Source organism: Pseudomonas sp. fls2-241-R2A-110 (genome assembly GCF_030209165.1).
Lineage (GTDB): Bacteria > Pseudomonadota > Gammaproteobacteria > Pseudomonadales > Pseudomonadaceae > Aquipseudomonas.
Map to the genome: position 1 here is coordinate 13,338 of NZ_JARVSN010000010.1, position 22,446 is coordinate 35,783.

At 58.0% G+C, this 22,446-nt stretch carries 25 protein-coding genes; 14 read left to right on the forward strand and 11 right to left on the reverse strand.

The annotated features are described in order from the left end of the window. Nucleotides 1-119 precede the first annotated feature (119 nt). Nucleotides 120-932, reverse strand: a complete 813-nt coding sequence (gene trpA, locus QRN31_RS08235) for a tryptophan synthase subunit alpha (RefSeq protein ID WP_285431355.1) — start codon at nucleotides 930-932, stop codon at nucleotides 120-122. Beyond that, nucleotides 932-2,167, reverse strand: a complete 1,236-nt coding sequence (gene trpB / locus QRN31_RS08240) for a tryptophan synthase subunit beta (protein ID WP_285431357.1) — start codon at nucleotides 2,165-2,167, stop codon at nucleotides 932-934. The genes trpA and trpB overlap by 1 nt, the downstream gene beginning before the upstream one ends. A 112-nt stretch (nucleotides 2,168-2,279) precedes the next feature. On the opposite strand from trpB, the gene QRN31_RS08245 reads away from it, so the two are divergent. Continuing rightward, the gene (locus QRN31_RS08245) at nucleotides 2,280-3,173 is read left to right on the forward strand and encodes a LysR family transcriptional regulator (RefSeq protein WP_285431358.1); all 894 of its coding nucleotides are present in this window, start codon (nucleotides 2,280-2,282) and stop codon (nucleotides 3,171-3,173) included. On the opposite strand, the gene QRN31_RS08250 is transcribed toward QRN31_RS08245, so the two are convergent. Further along, nucleotides 3,170-3,496 carry an ElaB/YgaM/YqjD family protein gene (locus QRN31_RS08250; protein ID WP_090177306.1) on the reverse strand — a complete coding sequence of 109 codons (327 nt, stop codon included), beginning with the start codon at nucleotides 3,494-3,496 and terminating at the stop codon, nucleotides 3,170-3,172. The genes QRN31_RS08245 and QRN31_RS08250 overlap by 4 nt on opposite strands. 158 nt (nucleotides 3,497-3,654) lie before the next feature. Between QRN31_RS08250 and QRN31_RS08255 the strand changes: the two genes are divergently transcribed. Both QRN31_RS08255 and QRN31_RS08260 read left to right on the forward strand, forming a co-directional pair. Continuing rightward, nucleotides 3,655-3,870 (forward strand): dodecin, encoded by a 216-nt coding sequence (locus tag QRN31_RS08255; RefSeq protein ID WP_222589230.1) that lies wholly within the window; start codon nucleotides 3,655-3,657, stop codon nucleotides 3,868-3,870. 121 nt (nucleotides 3,871-3,991) lie between these two features. Further along, nucleotides 3,992-4,213, forward strand: coding sequence for a DUF1161 domain-containing protein (locus QRN31_RS08260; protein WP_285431361.1), 222 nt, complete (start codon nucleotides 3,992-3,994; stop codon nucleotides 4,211-4,213). 67 nt (nucleotides 4,214-4,280) lie between these two features. Here the strand turns inward: QRN31_RS08260 and QRN31_RS08265 are convergent, their stop codons facing one another. Further along, nucleotides 4,281-5,282: an LLM class flavin-dependent oxidoreductase gene (locus tag QRN31_RS08265; protein WP_285431363.1), complete on the reverse strand. Its 1,002-nt coding sequence runs from the start codon at nucleotides 5,280-5,282 to the stop codon at nucleotides 4,281-4,283. Nucleotides 5,283-5,525: 243 nt separating this feature from the next. On the opposite strand from QRN31_RS08265, the gene QRN31_RS08270 reads away from it, so the two are divergent. Both QRN31_RS08270 and QRN31_RS08275 read left to right on the forward strand, forming a co-directional pair. Continuing rightward, nucleotides 5,526-5,957: an OsmC family protein gene (locus QRN31_RS08270; protein ID WP_222589227.1), complete on the forward strand. Its 432-nt coding sequence runs from the start codon at nucleotides 5,526-5,528 to the stop codon at nucleotides 5,955-5,957. A gap of 223 nt (nucleotides 5,958-6,180) precedes the next feature. Next, on the forward strand, nucleotides 6,181-6,414 hold the full coding sequence (locus tag QRN31_RS08275; RefSeq protein WP_285431365.1) for a DUF1161 domain-containing protein: 234 nt from the start codon (nucleotides 6,181-6,183) through the stop codon (nucleotides 6,412-6,414). Between the two features lie 6 nt (nucleotides 6,415-6,420). On the opposite strand, the gene QRN31_RS08280 is transcribed toward QRN31_RS08275, so the two are convergent. Together QRN31_RS08280 and QRN31_RS08285 are read right to left on the reverse strand one after the other, a co-directional pair. Further along, nucleotides 6,421-6,843, reverse strand: coding sequence for a PA0061/PA0062 family lipoprotein (locus QRN31_RS08280; protein ID WP_285431367.1), 423 nt, complete (start codon nucleotides 6,841-6,843; stop codon nucleotides 6,421-6,423). Between the two features lie 40 nt (nucleotides 6,844-6,883). After that, nucleotides 6,884-7,306 (reverse strand): PA0061/PA0062 family lipoprotein, encoded by a 423-nt coding sequence (locus QRN31_RS08285; RefSeq protein WP_285431369.1) that lies wholly within the window; start codon nucleotides 7,304-7,306, stop codon nucleotides 6,884-6,886. Between the two features lie 61 nt (nucleotides 7,307-7,367). On the opposite strand from QRN31_RS08285, the gene QRN31_RS08290 reads away from it, so the two are divergent. Then, a complete protein-coding gene (locus QRN31_RS08290; RefSeq protein ID WP_285431370.1) occupies nucleotides 7,368-8,444 on the forward strand; it encodes an aminopeptidase in 1,077 nt (358 codons plus the stop codon). A 122-nt stretch (nucleotides 8,445-8,566) separates the two neighbouring features. Here QRN31_RS08290 and QRN31_RS08295 read toward each other — a convergent pair whose 3' ends face one another. Next, nucleotides 8,567-9,217, reverse strand: coding sequence for an HAD family hydrolase (locus tag QRN31_RS08295; protein ID WP_285431372.1), 651 nt, complete (start codon nucleotides 9,215-9,217; stop codon nucleotides 8,567-8,569). A gap of 44 nt (nucleotides 9,218-9,261) precedes the next feature. Beyond that, a complete protein-coding gene (locus QRN31_RS08300) occupies nucleotides 9,262-9,807 on the reverse strand; it encodes a gamma carbonic anhydrase family protein (RefSeq protein WP_285431373.1) in 546 nt (181 codons plus the stop codon). 62 nt (nucleotides 9,808-9,869) lie between these two features. Here QRN31_RS08300 and prlC point away from each other — a divergent pair, with 62 nt between their 5' ends. Both prlC and QRN31_RS08310 read left to right on the forward strand, forming a co-directional pair. Next, entirely contained in the window at nucleotides 9,870-11,948 is a 2,079-nt protein-coding gene (prlC, locus tag QRN31_RS08305; protein WP_285431374.1) for an oligopeptidase A, read from the forward strand. Then, nucleotides 11,945-12,229 carry a YheV family putative zinc ribbon protein gene (locus QRN31_RS08310; RefSeq protein WP_285431376.1) on the forward strand — a complete coding sequence of 95 codons (285 nt, stop codon included), beginning with the start codon at nucleotides 11,945-11,947 and terminating at the stop codon, nucleotides 12,227-12,229. The genes prlC and QRN31_RS08310 overlap by 4 nt, the downstream gene beginning before the upstream one ends. 58 nt (nucleotides 12,230-12,287) lie before the next feature. Here the strand turns inward: QRN31_RS08310 and QRN31_RS08315 are convergent, their stop codons facing one another. Then, entirely contained in the window at nucleotides 12,288-12,938 is a 651-nt protein-coding gene (locus QRN31_RS08315) for a phosphatase domain-containing protein (RefSeq protein WP_285431377.1), read from the reverse strand. 293 nt (nucleotides 12,939-13,231) lie between these two features. On the opposite strand from QRN31_RS08315, the gene QRN31_RS08320 reads away from it, so the two are divergent. Genes QRN31_RS08320 through QRN31_RS08330 form a run of 3 tightly spaced genes read left to right on the forward strand, consistent with a single transcriptional unit; the run spans nucleotide 13,232 to nucleotide 17,076 of the window. Further along, the gene (locus QRN31_RS08320) at nucleotides 13,232-13,972 is read left to right on the forward strand and encodes a gluconate 2-dehydrogenase subunit 3 family protein (RefSeq protein WP_285431379.1); all 741 of its coding nucleotides are present in this window, start codon (nucleotides 13,232-13,234) and stop codon (nucleotides 13,970-13,972) included. 2 nt (nucleotides 13,973-13,974) lie between these two features. After that, nucleotides 13,975-15,759: a GMC family oxidoreductase gene (locus tag QRN31_RS08325; protein ID WP_285431380.1), complete on the forward strand. Its 1,785-nt coding sequence runs from the start codon at nucleotides 13,975-13,977 to the stop codon at nucleotides 15,757-15,759. A 12-nt stretch (nucleotides 15,760-15,771) separates the two neighbouring features. After that, entirely contained in the window at nucleotides 15,772-17,076 is a 1,305-nt protein-coding gene (locus tag QRN31_RS08330; RefSeq protein ID WP_285431381.1) for a c-type cytochrome, read from the forward strand. Between the two features lie 61 nt (nucleotides 17,077-17,137). Here the strand turns inward: QRN31_RS08330 and QRN31_RS08335 are convergent, their stop codons facing one another. Further along, nucleotides 17,138-17,443, reverse strand: a complete 306-nt coding sequence (locus QRN31_RS08335; protein WP_285431383.1) for a hypothetical protein — start codon at nucleotides 17,441-17,443, stop codon at nucleotides 17,138-17,140. 225 nt (nucleotides 17,444-17,668) lie between these two features. On the opposite strand from QRN31_RS08335, the gene QRN31_RS08340 reads away from it, so the two are divergent. From QRN31_RS08340 to QRN31_RS08350, 3 genes are all read left to right on the forward strand, one after another. Next, a complete protein-coding gene (locus tag QRN31_RS08340; protein ID WP_285431385.1) occupies nucleotides 17,669-18,727 on the forward strand; it encodes a PA0069 family radical SAM protein in 1,059 nt (352 codons plus the stop codon). 243 nt (nucleotides 18,728-18,970) lie between these two features. Beyond that, nucleotides 18,971-19,702, forward strand: a complete 732-nt coding sequence (locus QRN31_RS08345; RefSeq protein ID WP_285431387.1) for a carbonic anhydrase — start codon at nucleotides 18,971-18,973, stop codon at nucleotides 19,700-19,702. A 90-nt stretch (nucleotides 19,703-19,792) separates the two neighbouring features. Continuing rightward, on the forward strand, nucleotides 19,793-21,319 hold the full coding sequence (locus QRN31_RS08350; protein ID WP_285431388.1) for a SulP family inorganic anion transporter: 1,527 nt from the start codon (nucleotides 19,793-19,795) through the stop codon (nucleotides 21,317-21,319). A 120-nt stretch (nucleotides 21,320-21,439) separates the two neighbouring features. Here QRN31_RS08350 and QRN31_RS08360 read toward each other — a convergent pair whose 3' ends face one another. Beyond that, nucleotides 21,440-22,090 carry a hypothetical protein gene (locus tag QRN31_RS08360; RefSeq protein WP_285431389.1) on the reverse strand — a complete coding sequence of 217 codons (651 nt, stop codon included), beginning with the start codon at nucleotides 22,088-22,090 and terminating at the stop codon, nucleotides 21,440-21,442. Nucleotides 22,091-22,446 lie beyond the last annotated feature (356 nt).

Here is a 22,446-nt window from a genome sequence, read left to right on the forward strand (position 1 = left end):
GGTCTTTCCTCACTGCGCATACAGCAAAAAGGGCTCCAGAACGGTGTCCTGAAGCCCTCGGTCTTGCTATTTAGTGTGTGCCGCGAGGCGCTAATTCCTCTGTATCAGGAACTTTACCTTCAGCTGACGCGGGCCTTACGCACGCCATCGGCCAATGCCGCGCAAAGACTCAACACCCCATCCACTGCCTGTTCCGACGTCGAGGCATTGGCGATGTGGTCGATCAGTGCCGAACCCACCACAACACCATCCGCCAGGCGTGCGATGGCCGCCGCTTGCTCCGGTGTCCGAATGCCAAAACCGATGCTGATCGGCAGATCGGTGTGGCGACGCAGCCGCGCCACCGCTTCTTCCACGTGTTCCAGCGTCGCCGCGCCAGCACCGGTCACACCGGCAACGGACACGTAGTAGACAAACCCCGAGCTGCCGTTGAGAACGGTCGGCAGGCGCACATCATCGGTCGTCGGTGTCGTCAGACGGATGAAGTCCAGGCCTGCTGCCTGAGCCGGATCGCACAGCTCAGCGTTATGCTCCGGCGGCAAGTCGACCACGATCAGGCCATCAACGCCTGCCGCCTTGGCGTCGGCAATGAAACGCGGCACGCCATACATGTGAATCGGGTTGAAGTAACCCATTAGCACCAGCGGCGTGTCGCTATTGCCTTCACGGAACTCGCGAACCATTTGCAGGGTTTTCGCCAGGTTCTGCTTGGCGCCCAGCGCACGAATGTTCGCCAGTTGGATCGCCGGGCCATCAGCCATCGGATCGGTGAAGGGCATGCCCAACTCGATCACGTCGGCACCCGCACCGGGCAAGCCTTTGAGAATCGCCAGGGACGTGTCATAGCTCGGGTCGCCGGCGGTGACGAAGGTCACCAGAGCGGCACGGTTTTGTTCCTTGAGTTCGGCAAAACGCGTTTGCAGGCGGCTCATCAGTGTTTCTCCTGCTGGGAGTGCTCTTGTTGAGAGTGTTCCATATGGTGCATCACGGTTTGCATGTCTTTGTCGCCACGACCGGACAGGTTGACCACCATCAGGTGATCTTTCGGCAAGGTCGGCGCACGTTTGAACACTTCGGCCAAGGCGTGGGCGCTTTCCAGTGCAGGAATGATCCCTTCCAGGCGACAGCATTTATGGAACGCGTCGAGGGCTTCGTTATCGGTCACCGAGGTGTACTGGACGCGACCAATGTCATGCAACCAGGCGTGCTCAGGGCCGATGCCTGGATAGTCGAGGCCGGCAGAAATCGAGTGGGCGTCGATGATCTGGCCATCGTCGTCCTGCAGCAGGAAAGTACGGTTACCGTGCAGCACGCCTGGCACGCCACCGTTCAGGCTGGCGGCATGCTTGCCGGTTTCGATACCGTATCCAGCGGCTTCGACACCAATGATCTCGACGCTTTTGTCGTCGAGGAACGGATGAAACAGGCCCATGGCGTTGGAGCCGCCACCGATGCACGCCACCAGGCTGTCCGGCAGACGGCCTTCCTGGGCTTGCAGTTGATCACGGGTTTCCTTGCCGATAACGGCCTGGAAGTCACGGACCATGGCGGGATAAGGGTGCGGACCGGCGACGGTGCCGATCAGGTAGAACGTGCTGTCAACGTTGGTTACCCAGTCACGCAGGGCTTCGTTCATCGCATCTTTGAGCGTGCCAGTGCCGGCCACCACCGGAATCACTTCGGCGCCGAGCAGTTTCATGCGGAACACGTTGGCCTGCTGACGTTCAATGTCAGTGGTACCCATGTAGATCACGCACTGCAGGCCGAAGCGCGCTGCCACGGTGGCAGTCGCCACGCCGTGCATGCCGGCGCCGGTCTCGGCGATGATGCGTTTCTTGCCCATGCGCCGCGCCAGCAGGATCTGGCCGATGCAGTTGTTGATCTTGTGCGCGCCAGTGTGGTTGAGCTCTTCACGTTTCAGATAAATCTTCGCACCGCCGCAGAACTCGGTCAGGCGCTCAGCGAAATACAGTGGGCTTGGACGTCCGACGTAATCACGCTGGAAGTAGGCCAGTTCTTCTTTGAACGCCGGATCTTCCTTGGCCAACTCGTATTCACGGGCCAGATCGAGCACCAACGGCATCAAGGTTTCGGCAACGTAGCGGCCGCCGAACGAGCCAAACAGGCCATTGGCATCGGGGCCGGTACGCAAATTAGTCTGGGTCATGGGTCGCTCCAGTTGGATTCGTGAGATGACAATGACGATCACTCTACCCCTGACGCCCTGGCCTGAAAACCGATAAGATCGCCACAACCTGTCAGGAAAACTCACAGATTCCATGAGCCACGATCTCCCCCCGCTGAACGCCCTTCGCGCTTTCGAAGCCACTGCCCGCTTGAACAGCGTCAGTCAGGCCGCCGAACAACTGCACGTCACTCATGGCGCCGTCAGCCGGCAACTCAAGGTGCTTGAAGAACACTTGGGCGTCAGCCTGTTCATCAAGGATGGACGCGGCCTGAAACTCACAGATTCAGGCGTGCGTTTACGTGATGCCAGCAGCGAAGCCTTCGAGCGTTTACGCACGGTGTGTGCCGAGCTGACCCAAAGCACCGCCGATGCGCCATTCGTCCTCGGTTGCTCGGGCAGCTTGCTGGCGCGCTGGTTTATTCCGCGCTTGGGACGACTGAATGCGGACCTGCCGGACCTGCGTCTGCACCTGTCGGCAGGGGAAGGCGATCTGGATCCGCGTCGGCCGGGGCTCGATGCCTTGTTGGTGTTTGCCGAGCCGCCATGGCCGGCAGACATGCAAGTCTATGAGCTGGCCAGCGAACGGATCGGCCCTGTGATGAGCCCGCGCTTCGCGGGTTACGAAAGGCTGCAAGGTGCACCGGCCAGCGCGCTGCTGACCGAGCCGTTGCTGCACACCACATCGCGCCCGCAGGCCTGGCCTAGCTGGGCACAGCAAAACGGCCTCGACGCCAAGGCGTTGAAGTACGGTCAGGGTTTTGAGCATTTATATTATTTGCTGGAAGCTGCAGTCGCGGGGCTGGGCGTGGCGATTGCGCCTGAGCCGCTGGTGGCCGAGGACTTGAAGGCCGGTCGCCTGGTTGCGCCATGGGGTTTCAGTGAAACCCCGGCGCAACTGGCGTTGTGGCTACCCAAGCGCGCCGCGGACGGGCGCGCTCGGCAGTTGGCGCAATGGCTCAAGAATGAGCTGCGCCAACCCGATTAGTCACCGCGCTTGCACAGCAGGTACGCCGCCAGCAGACCGAGGGCACCGACAGCAACGCCAGCGGTAGTCCAAGGGTGTTCCTGGGCGTAGTCCCGAGTGGCAATCCCGGTTTCGCGGGTTTTGACTTTGACTTCCTCATACGCATCGCTAAGCAGATGGCGCGAGTGTTTCAGCGCGTTCTCGGCGTTGCTTTTGAGCGCTTTAAGGGTTTTACGCGACTCGTCCGAGGCATCGTCTTTCAGGCTTTCCAACGATTTTAGCAGACTCTCGATCTCGGCTTCCATGCTTTGCAATGAGGCTTTACGTAAAGAGGTGTTGGCCATGGTGGCTCTCCTTCATTGATATGAGTTGCGTGTGTTGGTTGGGACTTCAACGGTTCGAGAAAGTGCAGTAAATCTGAACTTATGCGTGGCATCAGCCGACAGAAGTAAGACGAAAAATCACTGCTAGGCTGTATTTCACACCCTGAGGAGAACGCCACATGACTGATCACCACACCTACAAAAAAGTCGAGCTGGTTGGCTCATCCACGTCCAGTATCGAAGACGCGATCAACAATGCACTGGCCGAAGCCAGTAAAAGCATCAAGTACCTGGAATGGTTCGAAGTCACCGAAACCCGCGGACATATCAAGGACGGCAAAGCGGCGCATTTCCAGGTGACTCTCAAAGTCGGGTTCCGGATTGCCAGCAGCTGACTTTGAGCTAGTCTTCTGAACTTGCGCGCTGGCCGAGCGCCATAGGGAAATGGCAAGCGCTATATGAGTGCCTCTGGCCCGTGGCTGGATGCTCCCTTTGACCCGACCAGGAATGCGACCGATGAAGAATCTTATTTTGGCGGTAGGTTTGTTGAGCCTTGCGGGGACGGCCTTCGCTGATGGCAAATCGTGTGAAGCGCTGAAAGCAGAAATCGCGGCGAAACTTGATGCCAAGGGCGTTTCCGGTTATTCACTGGAAATCGTCGATAAAGGCGCCGAAGCCGGCGGCAAAAAAGTTGGCACCTGTGAAAAGGGCGCCAAGGTCATCGTTTACAAGAAGTAAGCGGGTTCCCGCGCAAATGAAAAAGCCGACGCAATGCGTCGGCTTTTTTGTAAGTCCATTTTGGGCCTCAGCCCTTCATGACCTGCGCCAGTAACTCATAGGAATGCACACGGTCGCCGTGTTCGTACAGATCACAGGTGAAGATCAGCTCGTCGGCCTGGGTCTGCTCGACCAGCACTTCCAGTTTGGCGCGGATTTTCTGTGGGCTACCCACCATCGCAAGGCCAAGGAAATCGCCGACGGCTTCTTTCTCGTGGGGCAACCACAATCCATCCATGCTCTTCACCGGCGGGCGCTGCACCAGGCTCTGGCCGCGCATCAACGCGAGAATACGTTGGTAGACCGATGTCGCCAGGTAATCCGCTTGCTCATCGGTGTCAGCCGCCACCAGTGGCACACCGAGCATCACATAGGGTTTATCCAACACCGCTGAAGGCTTGAAGTGATTGCGGTAGACGCGAATCGCTTCATGCATGAAGCGCGGTGCGAAATGCGAGGCGAACGCGTAGGGCAAACCGCGTTCACCGGCCAGTTGTGCACTGAACAGGCTGGAGCCGAGCAGCCAGACCGGGACATTGGTCCCGGTGCCCGGCATGGCGATGATCCGCTGGTCCGGCGTACGAGGCCCGAGGTATCGCATCAGTTCGGCGACGTCCTCGGGGAAATCGTCAGCACTGCCAGAGCGTTCACGACGCAGCGCCCGGGCGGTCATTTGATCGGAACCGGGCGCACGACCCAGGCCCAGATCGATCCGTCCCGGGTAGAGACTCTCAAGGGTGCCGAATTGCTCTGCAATCACCAACGGCGCATGGTTTGGCAGCATCACACCGCCGGAACCGACCCGAATGGTCGAGGTGCCGCCGGCCAGATACCCAAGCAATACCGAGGTGGCCGAACTGGCGATGCCGTCCATATTGTGGTGTTCGGCGACCCAGAAGCGGTTGTAACCGAATTTCTCGACGTGTTGCGCAAGGTCCAGCGAGTTACGCAGCGACTGGGCCGCACTGCCATTCTCGCGCACGGGTACCAGATCGAGGGTCGAAAACTTGATATCGGACAGTCGTTTCATAAACCTGCTTCTCCAATTGAGGTCGCAGGTTTTTTTTCGCGAACGAAAACCTGCCGAATGCATAAGCGTGCTTCATGCAATAAGGGCATATACCCGAGTTTCAATAGCCACGGCAAAAAAACCTACGAAAACGGTAGGAATAATCAGATCAGGTGAACTTTGCGCCACCGTCTATCCTCAGAACCCTAGCAACCGAAAACCACAAAGGTGCGACGTTCCGCACCGGATCTTGAGGAGGCAGACATGGCTATTACGAAGAAAGCATCGGCTCATTGGGAAGGTGACCTGAAAACCGGCATCGGCTCGATCTCCACTGAAACCGGCGTACTCAGAGAAGCGCCTTATGGCTTCAAGGCTCGTTTCGAAGGGGGCAAAGGCACCAATCCCGAAGAGCTCATCGGCGCAGCCCACGCAGGCTGTTTCTCCATGGCGTTTTCGATGATCCTCGGCGATGCCGGCCTCAAGGCTGAGAGCATCGACACCAATGCCGAAGTTACCCTGGATCAGGTCGAGGGCGGTTTTGCGATCACCGCAGTGAAGTTGATCCTCAAGGCGAAAATTCCTGGGGCCACGCAGGCGCAGTTCGAGGAGTTGAGCAACAAAGCCAAAGAAGGCTGCCCAGTGTCCAAAGTGCTGAATGCGAAAATCAGCCTGGATGCAACGCTGGTTAGCTGATAACCAGGTACTGACGTCTTCACGAGCAGGCTCGCTCCCCACATTTGGAATCCATTCAAAATGTGGGGAGCGAGCCTGCTTGCGATGCGAGTTTACAAACGACACCCCCCCCCAACGGCTCAACCTGTGAGCGATGTCAGAACTCGCTTTGCAAAACTGTGGTCGAATAAATGACAGCAGCTGAAACGCAGGTCCCTGCGCGCTGCCTCAATGGAGCCTCACCATGAAACGTTTTGCCTTGGCGATTATGTGTTGTGCACTGGCCACATCGGCTCTGGCGGCAACGAAATCCTGTGAAGAACTCAAGGCCGAAATCGAAGCCAAGATCCAGGCCAACAACGTCTCGTCCTATACCCTGGAAATCGTCACCAACGAAGAAGTGCACGATCAAAACATGGTCGTCGGCTCTTGCGACGCCGGTACCAAGAAAATCATCTACCAGAAGAACGACCGCTGATCCGCCTCACATGAGGCAATAAGATTCTCGATCTTCGGCGACGATTTCCCGCTTGGCGTTATACAACCGGGCACCGGGGGTAAACGCCATCGACTGGCCTACCAGCACGTAACGCTGGCCGGCTTCGAAATGATCGTATCGGATGGTCAGGTAGCACAGCCGCTCCGTAGGCCCATCCATCAAACTCGGGCCACCCCCGCCGGGCACTTCGAAGTCGAATCGCACAATCAGCTCATGGCTGCCGGGCGTCACTTGAAAAAAACGCCCGTCAGGCATTCGCTGCTTATCCAGACGTTCGGCCATGAGCAATTTGTCGTTGGGGAACGGTGTAGAAAAATCCACCCAGGCCATTTGCGGGTTAACCGCCGGCAACGGGCTCTGGCAGCCGGTAACGACGCCGGCAGCGAGCAACAACATCAACCTGCGCATGATGAATGTCCCACTGATTGGTGATTCAGCATAACGCCGATCAGCTGCGTTGACAGCCTGCAGGTGTGCCCCGACCAATCACTTTTCGCTGCTGATCATAAAGTTTCGCCCACGGCCGAAAACCGATATTCCCCGCTTGCAACTGATACCGCTCGCCGGCGTTGAAGTCGTTGAATTTCACATTCAGCTGGCAGTCGCGCCACAGCGGCTTGGCATCAGGACCGATATTGGTGGGCTGCACCGCAAACTGGTAACGCACCGTCAGCTCATGGCTTCCCGGCTGAACCTGGAAATAGCGTTTGTCGGGTGAAGCCTTTTTATCGACTTCCAGCGCTTGCAATGTGGTGTCTTCCTGCCGCGAATCCAGATCGATCCACGCTTGAGACGGATCATGGTGAGGGAATCCGAATCCGGCACAGCCGGTCAGCATCAATAAGCCTCCCGTCAGCATCAATTTGCGCATAGCGGAGCTCCAGTCAGGCGGGATAGTCTTGCGGGCAGACTTTCCATGGATGATTTTTATTTTGATCAGGCCGCTTCCAAGCCTTGGGTTACTTGATCGCGTTTTTCGGATTTTGTTTCCGGGTGTATTGCTTTTACTGCTCAGCGGCTGCGCCAGCGTCAGCTATTACAGCCAACTGGCCAGCGGTCAGCTGCAATTGCTGCGAGCCAGGGAGCCGGTTTCCAGCGTCGTCGCCGATCCGCAGCGCAGCGCACAATTACGTGCGCATCTGGCGCAATCACAAAAGGCCCGCACGTTTGCCAGCCAACAGCTGCACCTTCCGGACAATCAGAGCTACCGACTGTATGCCGACATCGGCCGGCCGTTTGTGGTCTGGAATGTCTTCTCCACGCCGGAATTTTCCCTCACACCACAGAACCATTGTTTTCCCATCGCCGGCTGCGTCGCCTACCGCGGTTATTACAGCCAGAGTGCCGCCCGCGGCGAGGCTGCATTGCAACGCCTGAATGGTATGGACGTGTCGATTGGTGGTGTTGAAGCCTATTCGACGCTTGGCTGGTTCAACGATCCGATTATCAGTTCGATGATGGGTTGGGGCGACGAGCGGTTGGCGACGTTGATCTTTCATGAGCTCGCCCATCAACGCTTTTATGTGAAGAACGACACTGAATTCAACGAGTCTTTCGCCACCTTTGTCGAGCAGGAAGGCACCCGCCAATGGCGTGCATTACGCGGCCTGCCTCCGGACGATGGTGTGCAGTCACAACACCGGGATCAGTTCATCCAGTTGGTTCTGGACACTCGCAAACGACTTGAAAAGCTGTACGCCCTGCCGTTACCCGCAGACCAGATGCGCCAACGCAAAGCGGCGGAGTTCGAACGACTGCGCCAGGAGTATCGGCAGCTGCGCGACAGCCGATGGGCCGGGGACAAACGCTACGACGCGTGGATCAATGCGCCGATGAACAATGCGCGGTTGTTGCCGTTCGGGTTGTATGACCAATGGGTGCCGGCGTTTGCCACGTTGTTTAAGCAGGTTGACGGGGACTGGGTGAAGTTTTATGCGGCGGTCGAGAGGCTGGGTGCGTTGCCGATAGGTGAACGCAAGGCGGCGCTGAAGGCTTTGGCGGGGTCATAAAATTTCAGTGGCTTAAAGGGCCTCATCGCGAGCAGGCTCGCTCCCACAGGTCCGTGTCGTGTACGAAAAATGCGTACGACCCAGATCCTGTGGGAGCGGGCTTGCCCGCGATGGCGATTCAACTAGCGCTGCAAAAACGCCTGATGCATCTCTTCAAGCGTTTCGAAGTGATACGCGGGCGCTTCAGCGCTCAACTCTTCCCGGCTGCCAAACCCATAACCCACCGCCGCCGCATCCAATCCATTGCTGCGAGCACCGATCAGGTCGTGTTTGCGATCGCCAATCATCAGCGTGCTGGCCGGGTCCAGACCTTCTTCAGCCATCAGGTGGGCTATCAACTCGACCTTGTTGGTCCGGGTGCCATCCAGTTCGCTGCCATAAATCACTTTGAAGTGCTTGGCGAAATCGAAGTGCCGGGCGATTTCCCGGGCAAACACCCACGGTTTGGACGTCGCGATGTACAGCTGGCGCCCTTGCCCGCTCAAGGTTTCCAACAACGGCGTAACGCCGTCGAATACGCGGTTCTCATACAAACCGGTCACCTTGAAACGTTCGCGATAGAAATTCACGGCTTCCCAGGCTTTGGCCTCGTCGAACGCGTAAAACTGCATGAACGCCTGCAACAACGGCGGGCCGATGAAGTGTTCGAGCTTGGTCAAGTCAGGCTCATCGATGCCCAGTTTGTTCAGGGCAAACTGGATCGAGCGCGTAATGCCCTCACGCGGATCAGTCAGGGTGCCATCGAGGTCGAACAGTACGGTTTGGTAATGCATGAAAATTCCTGGGCAAGTGCGGGACGCTTTCCGTTAGTCGAGGCTCAGAGCAAGTCGTAGCCTTCGGCCATGTGCAAGTCTTTGAGCTTCACGTAATTCGCCGCACTGTAGGTAAAGAAGGCTTTTTCCTTATCCGTCAGCGCACGGATCTGTTTCACCGGGCTCCCCACATAAAGGAAGCCGCTTTCCAGGCGTTTGCCCGGCGGCACCAGACTGCCAGCGCCGATAATCACATCGTCCTCGATCACGGCACCGTCCATGACGATGCTGCCCATGCCGATCAGAATCCGGTTGCCGACGCTGCAGCCATGCAGCATGACCTTGTGGGCGATGGTCACGTCGTCTCCGATCAGGCAGGCAAAGCCATCCGGGTTGAACGGCCCGGCGTGAGTGATGTGCAACACGCAGCCATCCTGAACGCTGGTGCGCGCGCCGATACGGATGCGGTGCATGTCGCCACGGATGACGGTCAGCGGCCAGACCGAGCTGTCTTCGCCGATTTCGACGTCGCCGATCACCACTGCCGAACCGTCGACAAAAGCGCCTTTGCCCAGTAGCGGCGTATGGTTCTGATACTTGCGAAGGGTCACGATAGGGTTTCTCTCTGTTACCGATAGCTGCGGTGAGCGTCGATTGTAATTAAGATGGCCGCATGTTTCTTCCAGCCAAGGTGCCAACCGTGAGCGTGAACAACCCTCTTTTGCAGTCCTACGACCTGCCGCCGTTCTCGGCGATCCGCGCCGAACACGTGCAACCGGCGATTGACCAGATTCTGGCTGACAACCGTGCCGCCATTATCGAGATCCTCAAAACCCAGCGCAAACAGCCGACCTGGGCCGGCCTGGTGCTGGCGATGGACGAACTCAATGATCGCCTGGGCGCAGCCTGGAGCCCGGTCAGCCACCTCAACGCCGTGTGCAACAGCGCCGAACTGCGCGAAGCCTACGAGTCCTGCCTGCCGGCATTAAGCGCCTACTCCACCGAACTGGGCCAGAACCGCGAGCTGTTCGAGGCTTTCGAAGCCTTGGCCACCAGCCCTGAGGCTGCCGGTTTCGATGTGGCGCAGAAAACTATCCTGGAACACTCCCTGCGTGACTTCCGTTTGTCGGGTATCGACCTCCCGCCAGCCGAGCAAAAACGCTACGCCGAAGTGCAGAGCAAACTGTCGGAACTCGGCAGCCGCTTCTCCAACCAGTTGCTCGACGCCACTCAAGCCTGGACCAAACACGTTACCGACGAAGCCGCCCTCGCCGGCCTGACCGATTCGGCCAAGGCGCAAATGGCTGCTGCGGCCCAAGCCAAAGGCCTGGAAGGCTTTCTGATCACCCTGGAATTCCCAAGCTATTACGCGGTGATGACCTACGCCCACGACCGCGCCTTGCGTGAAGAAGTCTACGCCGCCTACTGCACGCGTGCGTCGGACCAGGGCCCGAATGCCGGCCAGAACGACAATGGCCCGGTCATGGAAGAAATCCTCGACCTGCGTCAGGAATTGGCCAAGCTGCTGGGTTTCGCCAGCTTCTCGGAACTGAGTCTGGCGACCAAGATGGCCGAATCCAGCGATCAGGTGCTGAGTTTCCTACGAGACCTGGCCAAGCGCAGCAAACCGTTTGCCACCCGCGACCTGGAACAACTCAAGGCTTACGCCGCCGAACAAGGCTGCCCGGACCTGCAAAGCTGGGACAGCGGTTTCTACGGTGAAAAACTGCGCGAACAACGCTACAGCGTTGCCCAGGAAGCACTGCGAGCCTACTTCCCGATCGACAAAGTACTGGGCGGTCTGTTCGCCATCGTCCAACGCCTGTACGGCATCGAGATTGCCGAGCTCAAAGGCTTCGACACCTGGCACCCGGACGTTCGCCTGTTCGAAATCAAGGAAAACGGCCAGCACGTCGGCCGCTTCTTCTTCGACCTCTACGCTCGCGCCAACAAGCGTGGCGGTGCATGGATGGACGGCGCACGCGACCGTCGCCGTACCATTAGCGGCGTATTGCAAAGCCCGGTGGCTAACCTTGTGTGCAACTTCACACCGGCCGACAGCGGCAAACCTGCGCTGCTGACCCACGACGAAGTCACCACACTGTTCCACGAATTCGGTCACGGCCTGCATCACCTGCTGACCCGCGTCGAACACGCTGGCGTGTCCGGCATCAACGGCGTGGCGTGGGACGCGGTCGAATTGCCAAGCCAGTTCATGGAAAACTGGTGCTGGGAACCGGAAGGCCTGGCGCTGATTTCCGGTCACTACGAAACCGGAGAGCCGCTGCCGCAGGACCTGCTGGAAAAAATGCTCGCGGCGAAAAACTTCCAGTCCGGCCTGATGATGGTCCGACAGCTGGAGTTTTCGTTGTTCGACTTTGACCTGCACGCCACCCACGGTGACGGCCGCAGCGTGGCGCAAGTGCTAGAAGGCGTGCGCGACGAGGTGTCGGTCATGCGTCCACCAGCCTACAACCGTTTCCCCAACAGCTTTGCGCACATCTTCGCCGGCGGTTACGCGGCGGGTTACTACAGCTACAAATGGGCCGAAGTGCTGTCGGCGGATGCCTTCTCGAAATTCGAAGAAGAAGGCGTGCTGAACGCCGAGACCGGTCGCGCTTTTCGCGAAGCGATCCTGGCGCGCGGCGGTTCTCAGGAGCCAATGGTGCTGTTCGTCGACTTCCGCGGACGTGCGCCGTCGATTGACGCACTCTTGCGCCACAGCGGCCTGACTGAGGTCGCGGCAGCATGAGCGAGGGTCCTGTGATTACGAAGAAGCGCTTTATCGCCGGGGCGGTCTGCCCGGCCTGCAGCGAGCCCGACAAATTGATGATGTGGAATGAAGACGAGGTTCCGCACCGCGAGTGCGTGGGCTGCGGTTATTCCGACACGTTGAATGAACAAGGTCTGTCCGTGCCCAAGGAATTGGGCACGCGGGTCAATACATCGGCGCTGAAGGCGCCGGACGCCAAGGTTCAGGCGGTGCAGTTTTTCCCGAACCCGAAGCTGAAGAAAAAGCCTGACGAGCAATAATGAATCGCCACCGTCCACACCTTCAGGGTGTGGACGGTAGCCTCATGATCCCTTCTTGCTATTTATTCTCGACGTTCGCCGATTTGAACCAGTTCTTCATCGAGCACATGGCGAAAGGGCTGGTACTGCAATCGCCATTGGCCAATGCGGTACGCAATTTGTCGGTATCCGCCTGCATCATGTAGCGAACACCGTCCTTGAAGTGGGTGCTGTCACCAAAACCGCCCTCGGTCATTTCGTTCAGAGCGTCTTCCTTGCTCCAACCCTGCACAACCACCCGATACATCGCTGCCATCAGGCCCGTGCGGTCGGAACCGTGTTTGCAATGCATCAACACCGGGCCTTTGGCCTCGGCCTCCTGAATCGCGCGAAGAGCAGCGATGACCTGCGCATCATCCACGTGATTGGTGCGATAGGGCAGCTGGACCTGGTTGATGCCTGGTGTAGACAACCAGCGCGAGTCCGACTCAGGCAGGAAGTTGATGACGGTTCCAACCTTGAGCTTTTCCAGCAGCGGCACCACTCCACTGTCCGGCAATGCACTGCGGTAGAGAGTCGGGGACATCTGGAAGAGGTTGTACTTCGCCTCCACCGGCTGCGCCCATTCCGCAGGTCGCGATGGTGTGCTGTCGCCGGCCAGGGCCAGCGATACATTGAACAAGGCAACAAGCGACAGACACATCGCTGGGATAAAACGAGTAATGAGCATGCTCGGCGGCCGTAGGGAATAAGCGGATTAATGACATTCAGCTTCAGGCTTGAGCGGTCAAAGCACTGTGAGCCAACTGTCAAAGAATCGTGAATGCAGCAACTTTCGTCGCAAAACCCGGTTTATTTCAGCTGAATCGGTTCATCCTGATACTTAGGCTGCTACCATTTGTTACCAAAGTTTGCAGATGCGCAGCGCTCTCACGATCGCCAAGAATCCGCATCCCTGCCAAAACGAAAAGCCTTTCGACGAAACGGCTGAAAAAACCATCAATGCCTGATGAGGTGCCCCCCATGTCTGATCAAGATCGAGACAACCCGCGGCGTGAGTTTTTGCGCAAATCCCTGACCTTGATCCCGGTGGTCACCGTCGCCAGCACCGCGCTGGGCAGCTCCGTCCTGCTCGCCGCGCCAGAATCGACACCGGCCACCCCTGGCAAAACGCCCGTCAGCACCAGCACCTATGAGCCCACCTACTTCACCGCCGAAGAATGGACATTCATCAAGGCCGCCGTTGCTCAATTGATTCCGAGTGATGCCCAAGGGCCTGGAGCGCTGGAAGCCGGCGTGCCGGAATATATCGACCGGCAAATGAACACCCCTTACGCCGCCGGTGCCCTGTGGTTTATGCAAGGACCATTCAACGCCGACGCCGCGCCAGAAATGGGCTGGCAGAGCAAACTGGTGCCCAAAGAGATCTATCGCCTGGGTATTGCCGCCACGGATGCTTGGTCGAAGGCGTTCAACGGGAAAATATTTTCCGAGCAAGACAGCGCTACCCGAGACGATTTGCTGAAACAACTCGAGGCCGGAAAGCCTGAGTTCGATAGCGTCCCGTCAAAGATTTTCTTCAACCTGCTGCTGCAAAACACTAAGGAAGGGTTTTTCTGCGACCCGATCCACGGTGGCAACAAAGGCATGGTCGGCTGGACCATGATCGGCTTCCCCGGCGCCCGCGCCGATTTCATGGATTGGGTGGAACGCAACGAGCAATACCCCTTCCCGGCAGTTTCGATTCGCGGCGAGAGGGCATAAGCATGGCAACGGTAATGAAGAAGGTCGATGCAGTCATCGTCGGTTTTGGCTGGACTGGCGCGATCATGGCCAAAGAGCTGACAGAGGCAGGCCTGAACGTGCTGGCGCTGGAGCGCGGACCGATGCAGGACACCTACCCTGATGGAAACTATCCCCAGGTGATAGACGAACTCACCTACAGCGTGCGGAAAAAACTCTTCCAGGACATCTCCAAAGAGACCGTTACCATTCGCCATAGCGTGAATGACATTGCACTGCCGAACCGCCAACTCGGTGCGTTCCTGCCGGGAAATGGCGTGGGCGGCGCCGGCCTGCACTGGTCCGGCGTGCACTTTCGGGTCGATCCAATCGAGTTGCGGATGCGTAGCCACTACGAAGAACGCTACGGCAAAAGCTTCATCCCCAAGGACATGACCATCCAGGACTTCGGCGTCAGCTATGAAGAGCTGGAGCCGTTTTTCGATTACGCCGAGAAGGTGTTCGGCACTTCGGGTCAGGCCTGGACGGTGAAAGGCCAGCTGGTTGGTGAAGGCAAGGGCGGCAACCCTTACGCACCGGATCGCTCGAATCCCTTCCCGCTGGAATCCCAGAAGAACACGGTTTCCGCACAACTGTTCCATAAAGCCGCTACAGCTGTAGGTTACAAACCCTACAACCTGCCGTCGGCCAATACGTCCGGTCCGTACACCAATCCCTACGGCGCCCAGATGGGCCCGTGCAACTTCTGCGGTTTTTGCAGTGGATACGTTTGTTACATGTACTCCAAGGCTTCGCCGAACGTGAATATTCTTCCGGCCCTCAAGCCGCTGCCGAATTTCGAGTTGCGGGCCAATTCCCACGTGCTGCGGGTCAACCTCGACAGCACCAAGAGCAAAGCCACCGGCGTGACCTACATCGATGGCCAGGGCCGGGAGATCGAGCAACCCGCCGACCTGGTGATCCTCGGCGCGTTCCAGTTCCACAACGTGAGATTGATGCTGCTCTCCGGCATCGGCAAGCCTTACGACCCGATAAGCGGCGAAGGCGTGGTCGGCAAGAACTTCGCCTACCAGAACATGGCCACCATCAAGGCGTTCTTCGACAAGGACACCCACACCAATAACTTCATCGGTGCCGGCGGCAATGGTGTGGCGTTTGATGACTTCAACGCCGACAACTTCGACCACGGCCCCCACGGCTTCGTCGGCGGCTCGCCGATGTGGGTCAACCAGGCCGGCAGCCGGCCAATTGCCGGGACGTCCAACCCACCAGGCACGCCGGCCTGGGGCAGTGCCTGGAAACGTGCCACCGCCGATTATTACACCCACCAAGTGTCGATGGACGCCCACGGCGCGCATCAGTCCTACCGTGGCAACTACCTGGATCTCGACCCTGTTTACCGCGATTCCTACGGCTTGCCACTGCTGCGGATGACCTTCGACTGGCAAGAAAACGACATCAAGATGAACCGTTTCATGGTCGAGAAAATGGGCAAAGTCGCCGAAGCAATGGGCCCCAAAGCCATTGCCGTGATCGGCAAGCAGGTCGGTGATCACTTCAACACCGCGTCCTACCAGACCACCCACCTCAACGGTGGCGCGATCATGGGCACTAATCCGAAAACCAGTGCCTTGAACCGTTACCTGCAGAGCTGGGACGTGCACAACGTGTTCGTCCCTGGCGCGTCGGCATTCCCACAAGGCCTGGGCTACAACCCTACAGGCCTGGTCGCCGCATTGACCTACTGGTCGGCCCGGGCGATCCGCGAGCAGTACCTGAAAAACCCCGGCCCGCTGGTTCAGGCTTAAGGAGCGATGACCATGAAAGCATTCGTTATCGCGACCTTCGCCCTGCTTGGCAGTGGCTCGATCAGTGCTGCTGAAGTTGATCAAAACCTGATCAAACAAGGCGAATACCTCGCCCGTGCCGGCGACTGCGTGGCCTGTCACACCGCCAAAAACGGCAAGCCATTCGCCGGTGGCTTGCCGATGGAAACGCCGATAGGGACGATCTATTCAACCAACATCACGCCGGACAAAACCGGCCTGGGCGACTACAGCTTCGAGGACTTCGACAAAGCCGTGCGCCATGGCGTCGCCAAAAACGGCAGTACTTTGTACCCGGCGATGCCGTATCCGTCCTACGCCAGCGTCAACGCAACCGACATGCAAGCCTTGTACGCCTACTTCATGCACGGTGTGGCGCCGGTGGCTCAGGAGAACAAGACCAGCGATATTCCCTGGCCATTGAGCATGCGCTGGCCGCTGATGGGTTGGCGCTGGCTGTTCGCCCCGGCCGTGGCTGACGACAAAGCGGCGCCTGGCGCAGATGCCGTGGTCAGTCGTGGGGCTTATTTGGTTGAAGGCCTGGGACATTGCGGCGCCTGCCATACGCCGCGTGCGTTGACCATGCAGGAAAAATCCTTGAATGCCGGTGAAGGCAGTACGTTTCTGTCAGGCAGTGCGCCACTGGAAGGCTGGATTGCGAAAAATCTTCGCGCAGATCACAAGGATGGCCTTGGCAGCTGGAGCGAAGAGCAGCTGGTGCAATTCCTCAAGACCGGGCGCAGTGATCGCAGTGCGGTGTTCGGTGGCATGAGCGATGTGGTCACCCACAGCATGCAGTACATGACCGACGCTGACCTGACCGCGATTGCCCGTTACCTCAAGTCCCTGCCGGCCAATGACCCCAACGACCGGCCGCACGAGTACGACAAACAAGTCGCCCAGGCGTTATGGAAAGGTGACGACAGCAAGCCCGGCGCATCGGTATACATCGATAACTGCGCGGCCTGCCACCGTACCGACGGTCACGGTTATACGCGGGTGTTCCCGGCGTTGGCGGGCAACCCGGTGTTGCAGTCGGACGATCCGACGTCGTTGATTCACATCGTGCTCAAGGGCGGGACCTTGCCGGCCACGCATACGGCACCGTCCACTTTCACCATGCCTGGGTTTGCCTGGCGGCTGTCGGATCAGGAAGTGGCGGATGTCGTGACCTTCATCGGCACAAGTTGGGGAAATAAAGGAGCGACCGTAAAGTCCAGCGAGGTAGCCAAACTGCGCAAGGATGATATGAAAACAACTTCCGGCGACGATCTTGGCCAACTTACCCAGCATAACTAAGCTGTCGTGATGAAGTGAACCTGCATGAGCGATCATGCAGGTTTAATTAGTTATCCAACTATCAAGGATTGACGATAACGGAATAGGCCTTGGCCAGAGCCAGCAGCTTTTCCTTGTCATGACTATCGATATCACCGTCACCATCCACATCACTGCTGACTGTCCGGATGTTAAAGGATCGACCGCCATCCGCCGAGACTGCCGTGATGTAGACGGACTCCACCAGTGCTTCGGTCTGTACGCCATTGACAGCATCCCAATCCAACTCCTTGCGGGCAAGTTGCATCGATACTTGCGCTTCCTTTGGATTGACAATAGTCGGGGCCAACAACTGCAAAAAGATACCGCGCTGATTAAACATAGACATTTATTAATTCCATTTAATAAGTAATTCACGAAGGCTTCGTGTGCTGGAGATAGTACTTACCTCACCACACAACAACCTACTATTTATATGTTTCCCATGATGACGACAGACCTCGTTATTACTCCCGATACAAAAACAGTTTTGATGCGACAGATCGCCGAACGGCACTGGCCGAATTCCCAGAGCCCCTATACTGTATGCGCATACAGTCTAGAGCAATAAATCATGGCCACCCCTCTGCCCCCACGCGGTCGCGGCACCGCCACCAACCCGCACAATCGCTTCGCACCGAATCGCTCGGTGGTCGAGGATGACGGCTGGTATCAGGAAGCGCCGGTCACCCAGGGCACCGAGGTGCGCATCGAAACGGCAAAAACCATCATCACCCGCAACAACTCACCGGATCTGCCCTTCGATCGCTCGATCAACCCCTATCGCGGATGTGAGCACGGTTGCATTTACTGCTACGCGCGTCCCAGTCACGCTTACTGGGACATGTCGCCAGGGCTGGACTTCGAAACCAAATTGATCGCCAAGACCAACGCTGCCGATGTGCTGGAAGAACAACTGTCCAAGCGTGGCTATCAATGCGCGCCCATCAACCTGGGCTCCAACACCGATCCTTATCAACCGATCGAGCGTGAACACAAGATCACTCGCAAAACCCTCGAAGTGCTGCTGCGCTACCGCCATCCGGTGACTATCATCACCAAGGGCTCGTTGATTCTTCGAGATCTGGACCTGTTGGCCGAACTTGCAGAACAAAGGCTGGTGGCGGTGATGATCAGCCTCACAACCCTGGACGATGAGCTCAAACGCATCCTCGAACCCCGTGCCGCGGCGCCCAAGGCCCGGTTGCGCGCGATCAGGGTGATGCGTGAAGCGGGTATCCCGGTGGGCGTGCTGTGTTCGCCGATGATTCCGATGATCAACGACAGCGAACTCGAAAGCCTGCTCACCGAGGCTCACGCGGCGGGCGCGCAAAGTGCGGCTTATATGATGTTGCGTTTGCCGCTGGAAGTGGCGCCACTGTTCGAAGAATGGCTGGCGGCCCACTACCCTCAGCGTGCCGCGCATGTGCTGAGTTTGATTCGGCAAAGCCGCGGCGGCGAGCTCTATGACAGTCGGTTCGGTTCCCGGATGCGCGGTGAGGGGCCGTTTGCCGATCTATTGGCGCAACGATTTGCCAAAACCATCAAACGCTTGGGGCTCAATCATCGCGAAGGCTTTAATCTGGACTGCGATTCCTTCTGCCCGCCGGGTCGCCAGATGTCATTGATTTAAGGACAATGGGCGTATGGTTGAGGAATGGGAAATACACTTGGCCATGACGCCGGTCACGTTTTTTGTGACCTGGAACACACGTTCTAGAGCGTTCGATTCAGTTTGAGTTAAGTTTCGACGGCTACCTTGTTCATCGAGTGACTGACGGGTCGAGCTTCACGGCCTGGATGTTTTTTAAACAGCCACTGGCTTCACACCGGACAAAACGGGAAAATTCCCTGACTCCGCCAAAGAGGATGAATCATGAGTGACAAGGATAAACAGCCGTTGGCTGCGTCGGCTTCAGCCCAACACGAGGCGGAAACCGCCGATGCAGCGCTGAAACATATTGTTGACGGCTTTTTGCACTTTCATCACGAGGTTTTCCCGCAGCAGGAAGAACTCTTCAAAAAACTCGCCACGGCCCAAAGCCCACGAGCAATGTTCATCGCTTGCGCCGACTCGCGCATCGTTCCCGAGCTTATTACCCAAAGCGCCCCCGGCGACTTGTTCGTGACCCGTAACGTCGGCAACGTCGTTCCCCCTTATGGTCAGATGAACGGCGGGGTTTCCACGGCCATCGAATACGCCGTGCTGGCCCTCGGGGTGCAGCACATCATCATTTGCGGGCACTCCGATTGTGGCGCGATGCGCGCCGTGCTCAACCCGCAAAGCCTGGAAAAAATGCCCACGGTCAAAGCCTGGCTACGGCATGCCGAAGTGGCGAAAACCATGGTCCAGGAAAACTGCCATTGCGCTGATGAAAACGAGAGCATGCATGTCCTCACCGAGGAGAATGTGATCGCCCAGCTACAGCATCTGCGCACTCACCCTTCGGTCGCTTCGCGCATGGCCAATGGTCAGCTGTTTATCCATGGCTGGATCTACAACATCGAAACCAGCGAAATCAGAGCTTACGACGCTGATCAAGGGTGCTTCCTGCCGCTCGATGGCAGTCATCCGATTCCGGTGGCGACGCCCAAAGCGCGCTTCTAAATCCTCCTAAATCTATGTGTGGTTTAGCCGAGGCTGCTGATTAAGCAGTCTGGCTTTGCCATGCCTGAAGAAAACTTCGGGAGAATCTCCATGCGTGCTGCGCAATTGAAAGCTGTTCTGCCACGGGAGCTGCTGGCATCCGTGGTCGTGTTTCTCGTCGCCCTACCCTTGTGCATGGGCATCGCGATCGCTTCGGGTTTGCCACCCGCCAAAGGTTTGATCACCGGGATCATTGGTGGACTGGTCGTCGGTTGGCTTGCCGGCTCGCCTCTGCAAGTCAGTGGCCCGGCGGCAGGTTTGGCGGTGCTGGTCTTCGAATTGGTGCGCCAGCACGGTATTGCCATGCTCGGGCCAATCCTGCTGCTGGCGGGTTTTCTGCAACTGGTGGCCGGGCGCTTGAAGCTGGGTTGCTGGTTCCGGGTCACGGCGCCAGCGGTGGTGTACGGCATGCTTGCCGGGATCGGTGTGCTGATCGTGCTTTCACAGGTGCACGTGATGCTCGACGCCGTGCCCAAGCCTTCTGGACTGGACAATCTCTCGGCCTTTCCGGCTGCCGTAATGCAGGCCTTGCCGTCCTTTGGCTGGCAGGCAGGTTTGCTCGGGTTGTCGACGATTGCCGTGATGTGGCTGTGGGAAAAATTTCGCCCTCACTCATTGCGCTTCATTCCCGGGGCACTGCTCGGCGTCGGGCTGGCGACTGTCACTAGCCTGACCCTTGCGTTGCAGGTCAAACGGGTGGAAGTCCCGGCCAACCTGGCCGAGGCCATCGATTGGTTGAAACCCACCGACCTGCTCAACCTGGCGGACCCGACCCTACTGATCGCCGCTTTTGCGGTGGCCTTCATCGCCAGTGCCGAAACCTTACTCTCGGCAGCAGCCGTAGACCGTATGCACAGCGGCCAGCGTTCAGACTTTGACCGGGAATTATCGGCGCAAGGGGTGGGCAATATGCTTTGCGGCCTGATGGGTGCGCTGCCGATGACCGGTGTGATCGTGCGCAGCTCGGCCAACGTTCAGGCCGGTGCCACCACACGTCTGTCGGCGGTGTTCCATGGTGTGTGGCTGCTGGCTTTTGTGTTGCTGTTGTCCAGCGTGCTGCAGAGTATTCCGGTAGCGAGCCTGGCGGGTGTGCTGGTGTACACCGGTTTCAAACTGGTCGACCTGAAAGCCTTTCGAGGCCTGGGCCGCTATGGCCGGATGCCGATGTTCACTTACGCGGCGACAGCGCTGGCTATCATCTTCACCGACCTGCTGACGGGTGTGTTGATCGGCTTTGGCCTGACGCTGGCGAAACTGGCGTGGAAAGCTTCGCGACTGAAAATCAGCCTGATCGACCTGCCCACGGACGGTGAAATGGAGTTGCGCCTGATGGGCGCCGCGACCTTTCTCAAAGTACCGGCGTTGACTCAAGTCCTGGGGACCATCCCCGCAGGTACGACGGTGCATGTGCCGCTCAATAACCTGAGCTACATCGATCACTCGTGCCTGGAATTACTTGAGGAATGGGGCCGGGCCAATGCGGCCAAGGGATCGAAGCTGATCATCGAAGCGCGGGGTCTGAAGCGCAGGCTGGAAGGGCGTTTGCGGACAACGTCCGGCGTGGGTTCAGCCGCGTAGAAAACAATGTGGGAGCGGGCTTGCTCGCGAAAGCGGTGTGTCAGTCAACATCAATGTTGAATGATCGACCGCATTCGCGAGCAAGCCCGCTCCCACAGGTGTTCGGTTTCTCCCGTTGGATCAAGCCGCCGGCTGATCCAGTTCAAGGCTCACGCCCAAGCGGCGCGACATGCACGGCCAACGCTTCCACGCGGCGCCAGTGTCCGGGCTGCTGAGCTTTTCACGGTAGGCCTCAACCGACTCCAGCGCAAAGCCTTCGTCGTTGAGCATCTCGTCCACAGCGTGATGTACCGCCTCGTCCAGCTGGTTGGCGAACGCCTCACCGATCAATTGGTGGGCAATCAGGTTGGCGACAGTCATGTCCAAGGGGATCAGTGGCTGGCCAAAATGCTTGATGTACAGGTCATTGACCTCTTCAACCAACCGATGTGCCAGATACGCCTCGTCCAGCAGGCCGTCCAGACCAACATGACCGGCCATGATCGCCGGCGGCTGAAGGAAATACTGTTCGGCAATTGTCAGCACCGGTTTGATCTGTGACTCGATACCCGCTTCCCTAGCGACTTCATTGGCTGCATCCAGCAGATCAGGCACTTCATTAATGTAAGCGGCGACGAAACGCGCCAGCACACCATTGGCATCCGCTTCCGGTAATTGGATCGATGGGTGTAAATGAGGCAGTTTGCTTTCCAGCTGACGAGTCAGCAGGCCGGTCTCGGCTTCATGTTGTTGGGCTTTTTGGATCTGCTCGCGCAATGCGGCGGTGTTCATGAAAACTCCAGGAAACAAGGCAATGAAATAGGGAAGACATAACTTAGCTGGCCTATGACGAACGCTAAGACGCATTTGTCATAATTATTTCATCCTTGAGACGCCTCCGTTATATCGGTTTGCCACCACTCGTCTGCATCCTTCTCCATTCGTGACCTTGAACGCAAGTCCCAGCTGTTTCAGGTCATTTACGCCATCACATTGCGAGGTCGCGGTCGCTGTCTATACTCGGGTTGGAATGGAGTTAGCTGATGACGCCCGACTGCACATGCAGCAAGGCACGGCAATTCAAGTTCGTAGTCTGAAAAAGCCGCTCCCTTGCCGCTGGTGTTTGCCGGCGGGATAACAAGAACGAT

Coding starts and splice junctions, on each gene's coding strand:
- trpA (WP_285431355.1), bottom strand. CDS start 932: ATGAGCCGCCTGCAAACGCGTTTTGCCGAACTCAAGGAACAAAACCGT.
- trpB (WP_285431357.1), bottom strand. CDS start 2,167: ATGACCCAGACTAATTTGCGTACCGGCCCCGATGCCAATGGCCTGTTT.
- QRN31_RS08245 (WP_285431358.1), top strand. CDS start 2,280: ATGAGCCACGATCTCCCCCCGCTGAACGCCCTTCGCGCTTTCGAAGCC.
- QRN31_RS08250 (WP_090177306.1), bottom strand. CDS start 3,496: ATGGCCAACACCTCTTTACGTAAAGCCTCATTGCAAAGCATGGAAGCC.
- QRN31_RS08255 (WP_222589230.1), top strand. CDS start 3,655: ATGACTGATCACCACACCTACAAAAAAGTCGAGCTGGTTGGCTCATCC.
- QRN31_RS08260 (WP_285431361.1), top strand. CDS start 3,992: ATGAAGAATCTTATTTTGGCGGTAGGTTTGTTGAGCCTTGCGGGGACG.
- QRN31_RS08265 (WP_285431363.1), bottom strand. CDS start 5,282: ATGAAACGACTGTCCGATATCAAGTTTTCGACCCTCGATCTGGTACCC.
- QRN31_RS08270 (WP_222589227.1), top strand. CDS start 5,526: ATGGCTATTACGAAGAAAGCATCGGCTCATTGGGAAGGTGACCTGAAA.
- QRN31_RS08275 (WP_285431365.1), top strand. CDS start 6,181: ATGAAACGTTTTGCCTTGGCGATTATGTGTTGTGCACTGGCCACATCG.
- QRN31_RS08280 (WP_285431367.1), bottom strand. CDS start 6,843: ATGCGCAGGTTGATGTTGTTGCTCGCTGCCGGCGTCGTTACCGGCTGC.
- QRN31_RS08285 (WP_285431369.1), bottom strand. CDS start 7,306: ATGCGCAAATTGATGCTGACGGGAGGCTTATTGATGCTGACCGGCTGT.
- QRN31_RS08295 (WP_285431372.1), bottom strand. CDS start 9,217: ATGCATTACCAAACCGTACTGTTCGACCTCGATGGCACCCTGACTGAT.
- prlC (WP_285431374.1), top strand. CDS start 9,870: ATGTTTCTTCCAGCCAAGGTGCCAACCGTGAGCGTGAACAACCCTCTT.
- QRN31_RS08310 (WP_285431376.1), top strand. CDS start 11,945: ATGAGCGAGGGTCCTGTGATTACGAAGAAGCGCTTTATCGCCGGGGCG.
- QRN31_RS08315 (WP_285431377.1), bottom strand. CDS start 12,938: ATGCTCATTACTCGTTTTATCCCAGCGATGTGTCTGTCGCTTGTTGCC.
- QRN31_RS08320 (WP_285431379.1), top strand. CDS start 13,232: ATGTCTGATCAAGATCGAGACAACCCGCGGCGTGAGTTTTTGCGCAAA.
- QRN31_RS08325 (WP_285431380.1), top strand. CDS start 13,975: ATGGCAACGGTAATGAAGAAGGTCGATGCAGTCATCGTCGGTTTTGGC.
- QRN31_RS08330 (WP_285431381.1), top strand. CDS start 15,772: ATGAAAGCATTCGTTATCGCGACCTTCGCCCTGCTTGGCAGTGGCTCG.
- QRN31_RS08335 (WP_285431383.1), bottom strand. CDS start 17,443: ATGTCTATGTTTAATCAGCGCGGTATCTTTTTGCAGTTGTTGGCCCCG.
- QRN31_RS08340 (WP_285431385.1), top strand. CDS start 17,669: ATGGCCACCCCTCTGCCCCCACGCGGTCGCGGCACCGCCACCAACCCG.
- QRN31_RS08345 (WP_285431387.1), top strand. CDS start 18,971: ATGAGTGACAAGGATAAACAGCCGTTGGCTGCGTCGGCTTCAGCCCAA.
- QRN31_RS08350 (WP_285431388.1), top strand. CDS start 19,793: ATGCGTGCTGCGCAATTGAAAGCTGTTCTGCCACGGGAGCTGCTGGCA.
- QRN31_RS08360 (WP_285431389.1), bottom strand. CDS start 22,090: ATGAACACCGCCGCATTGCGCGAGCAGATCCAAAAAGCCCAACAACAT.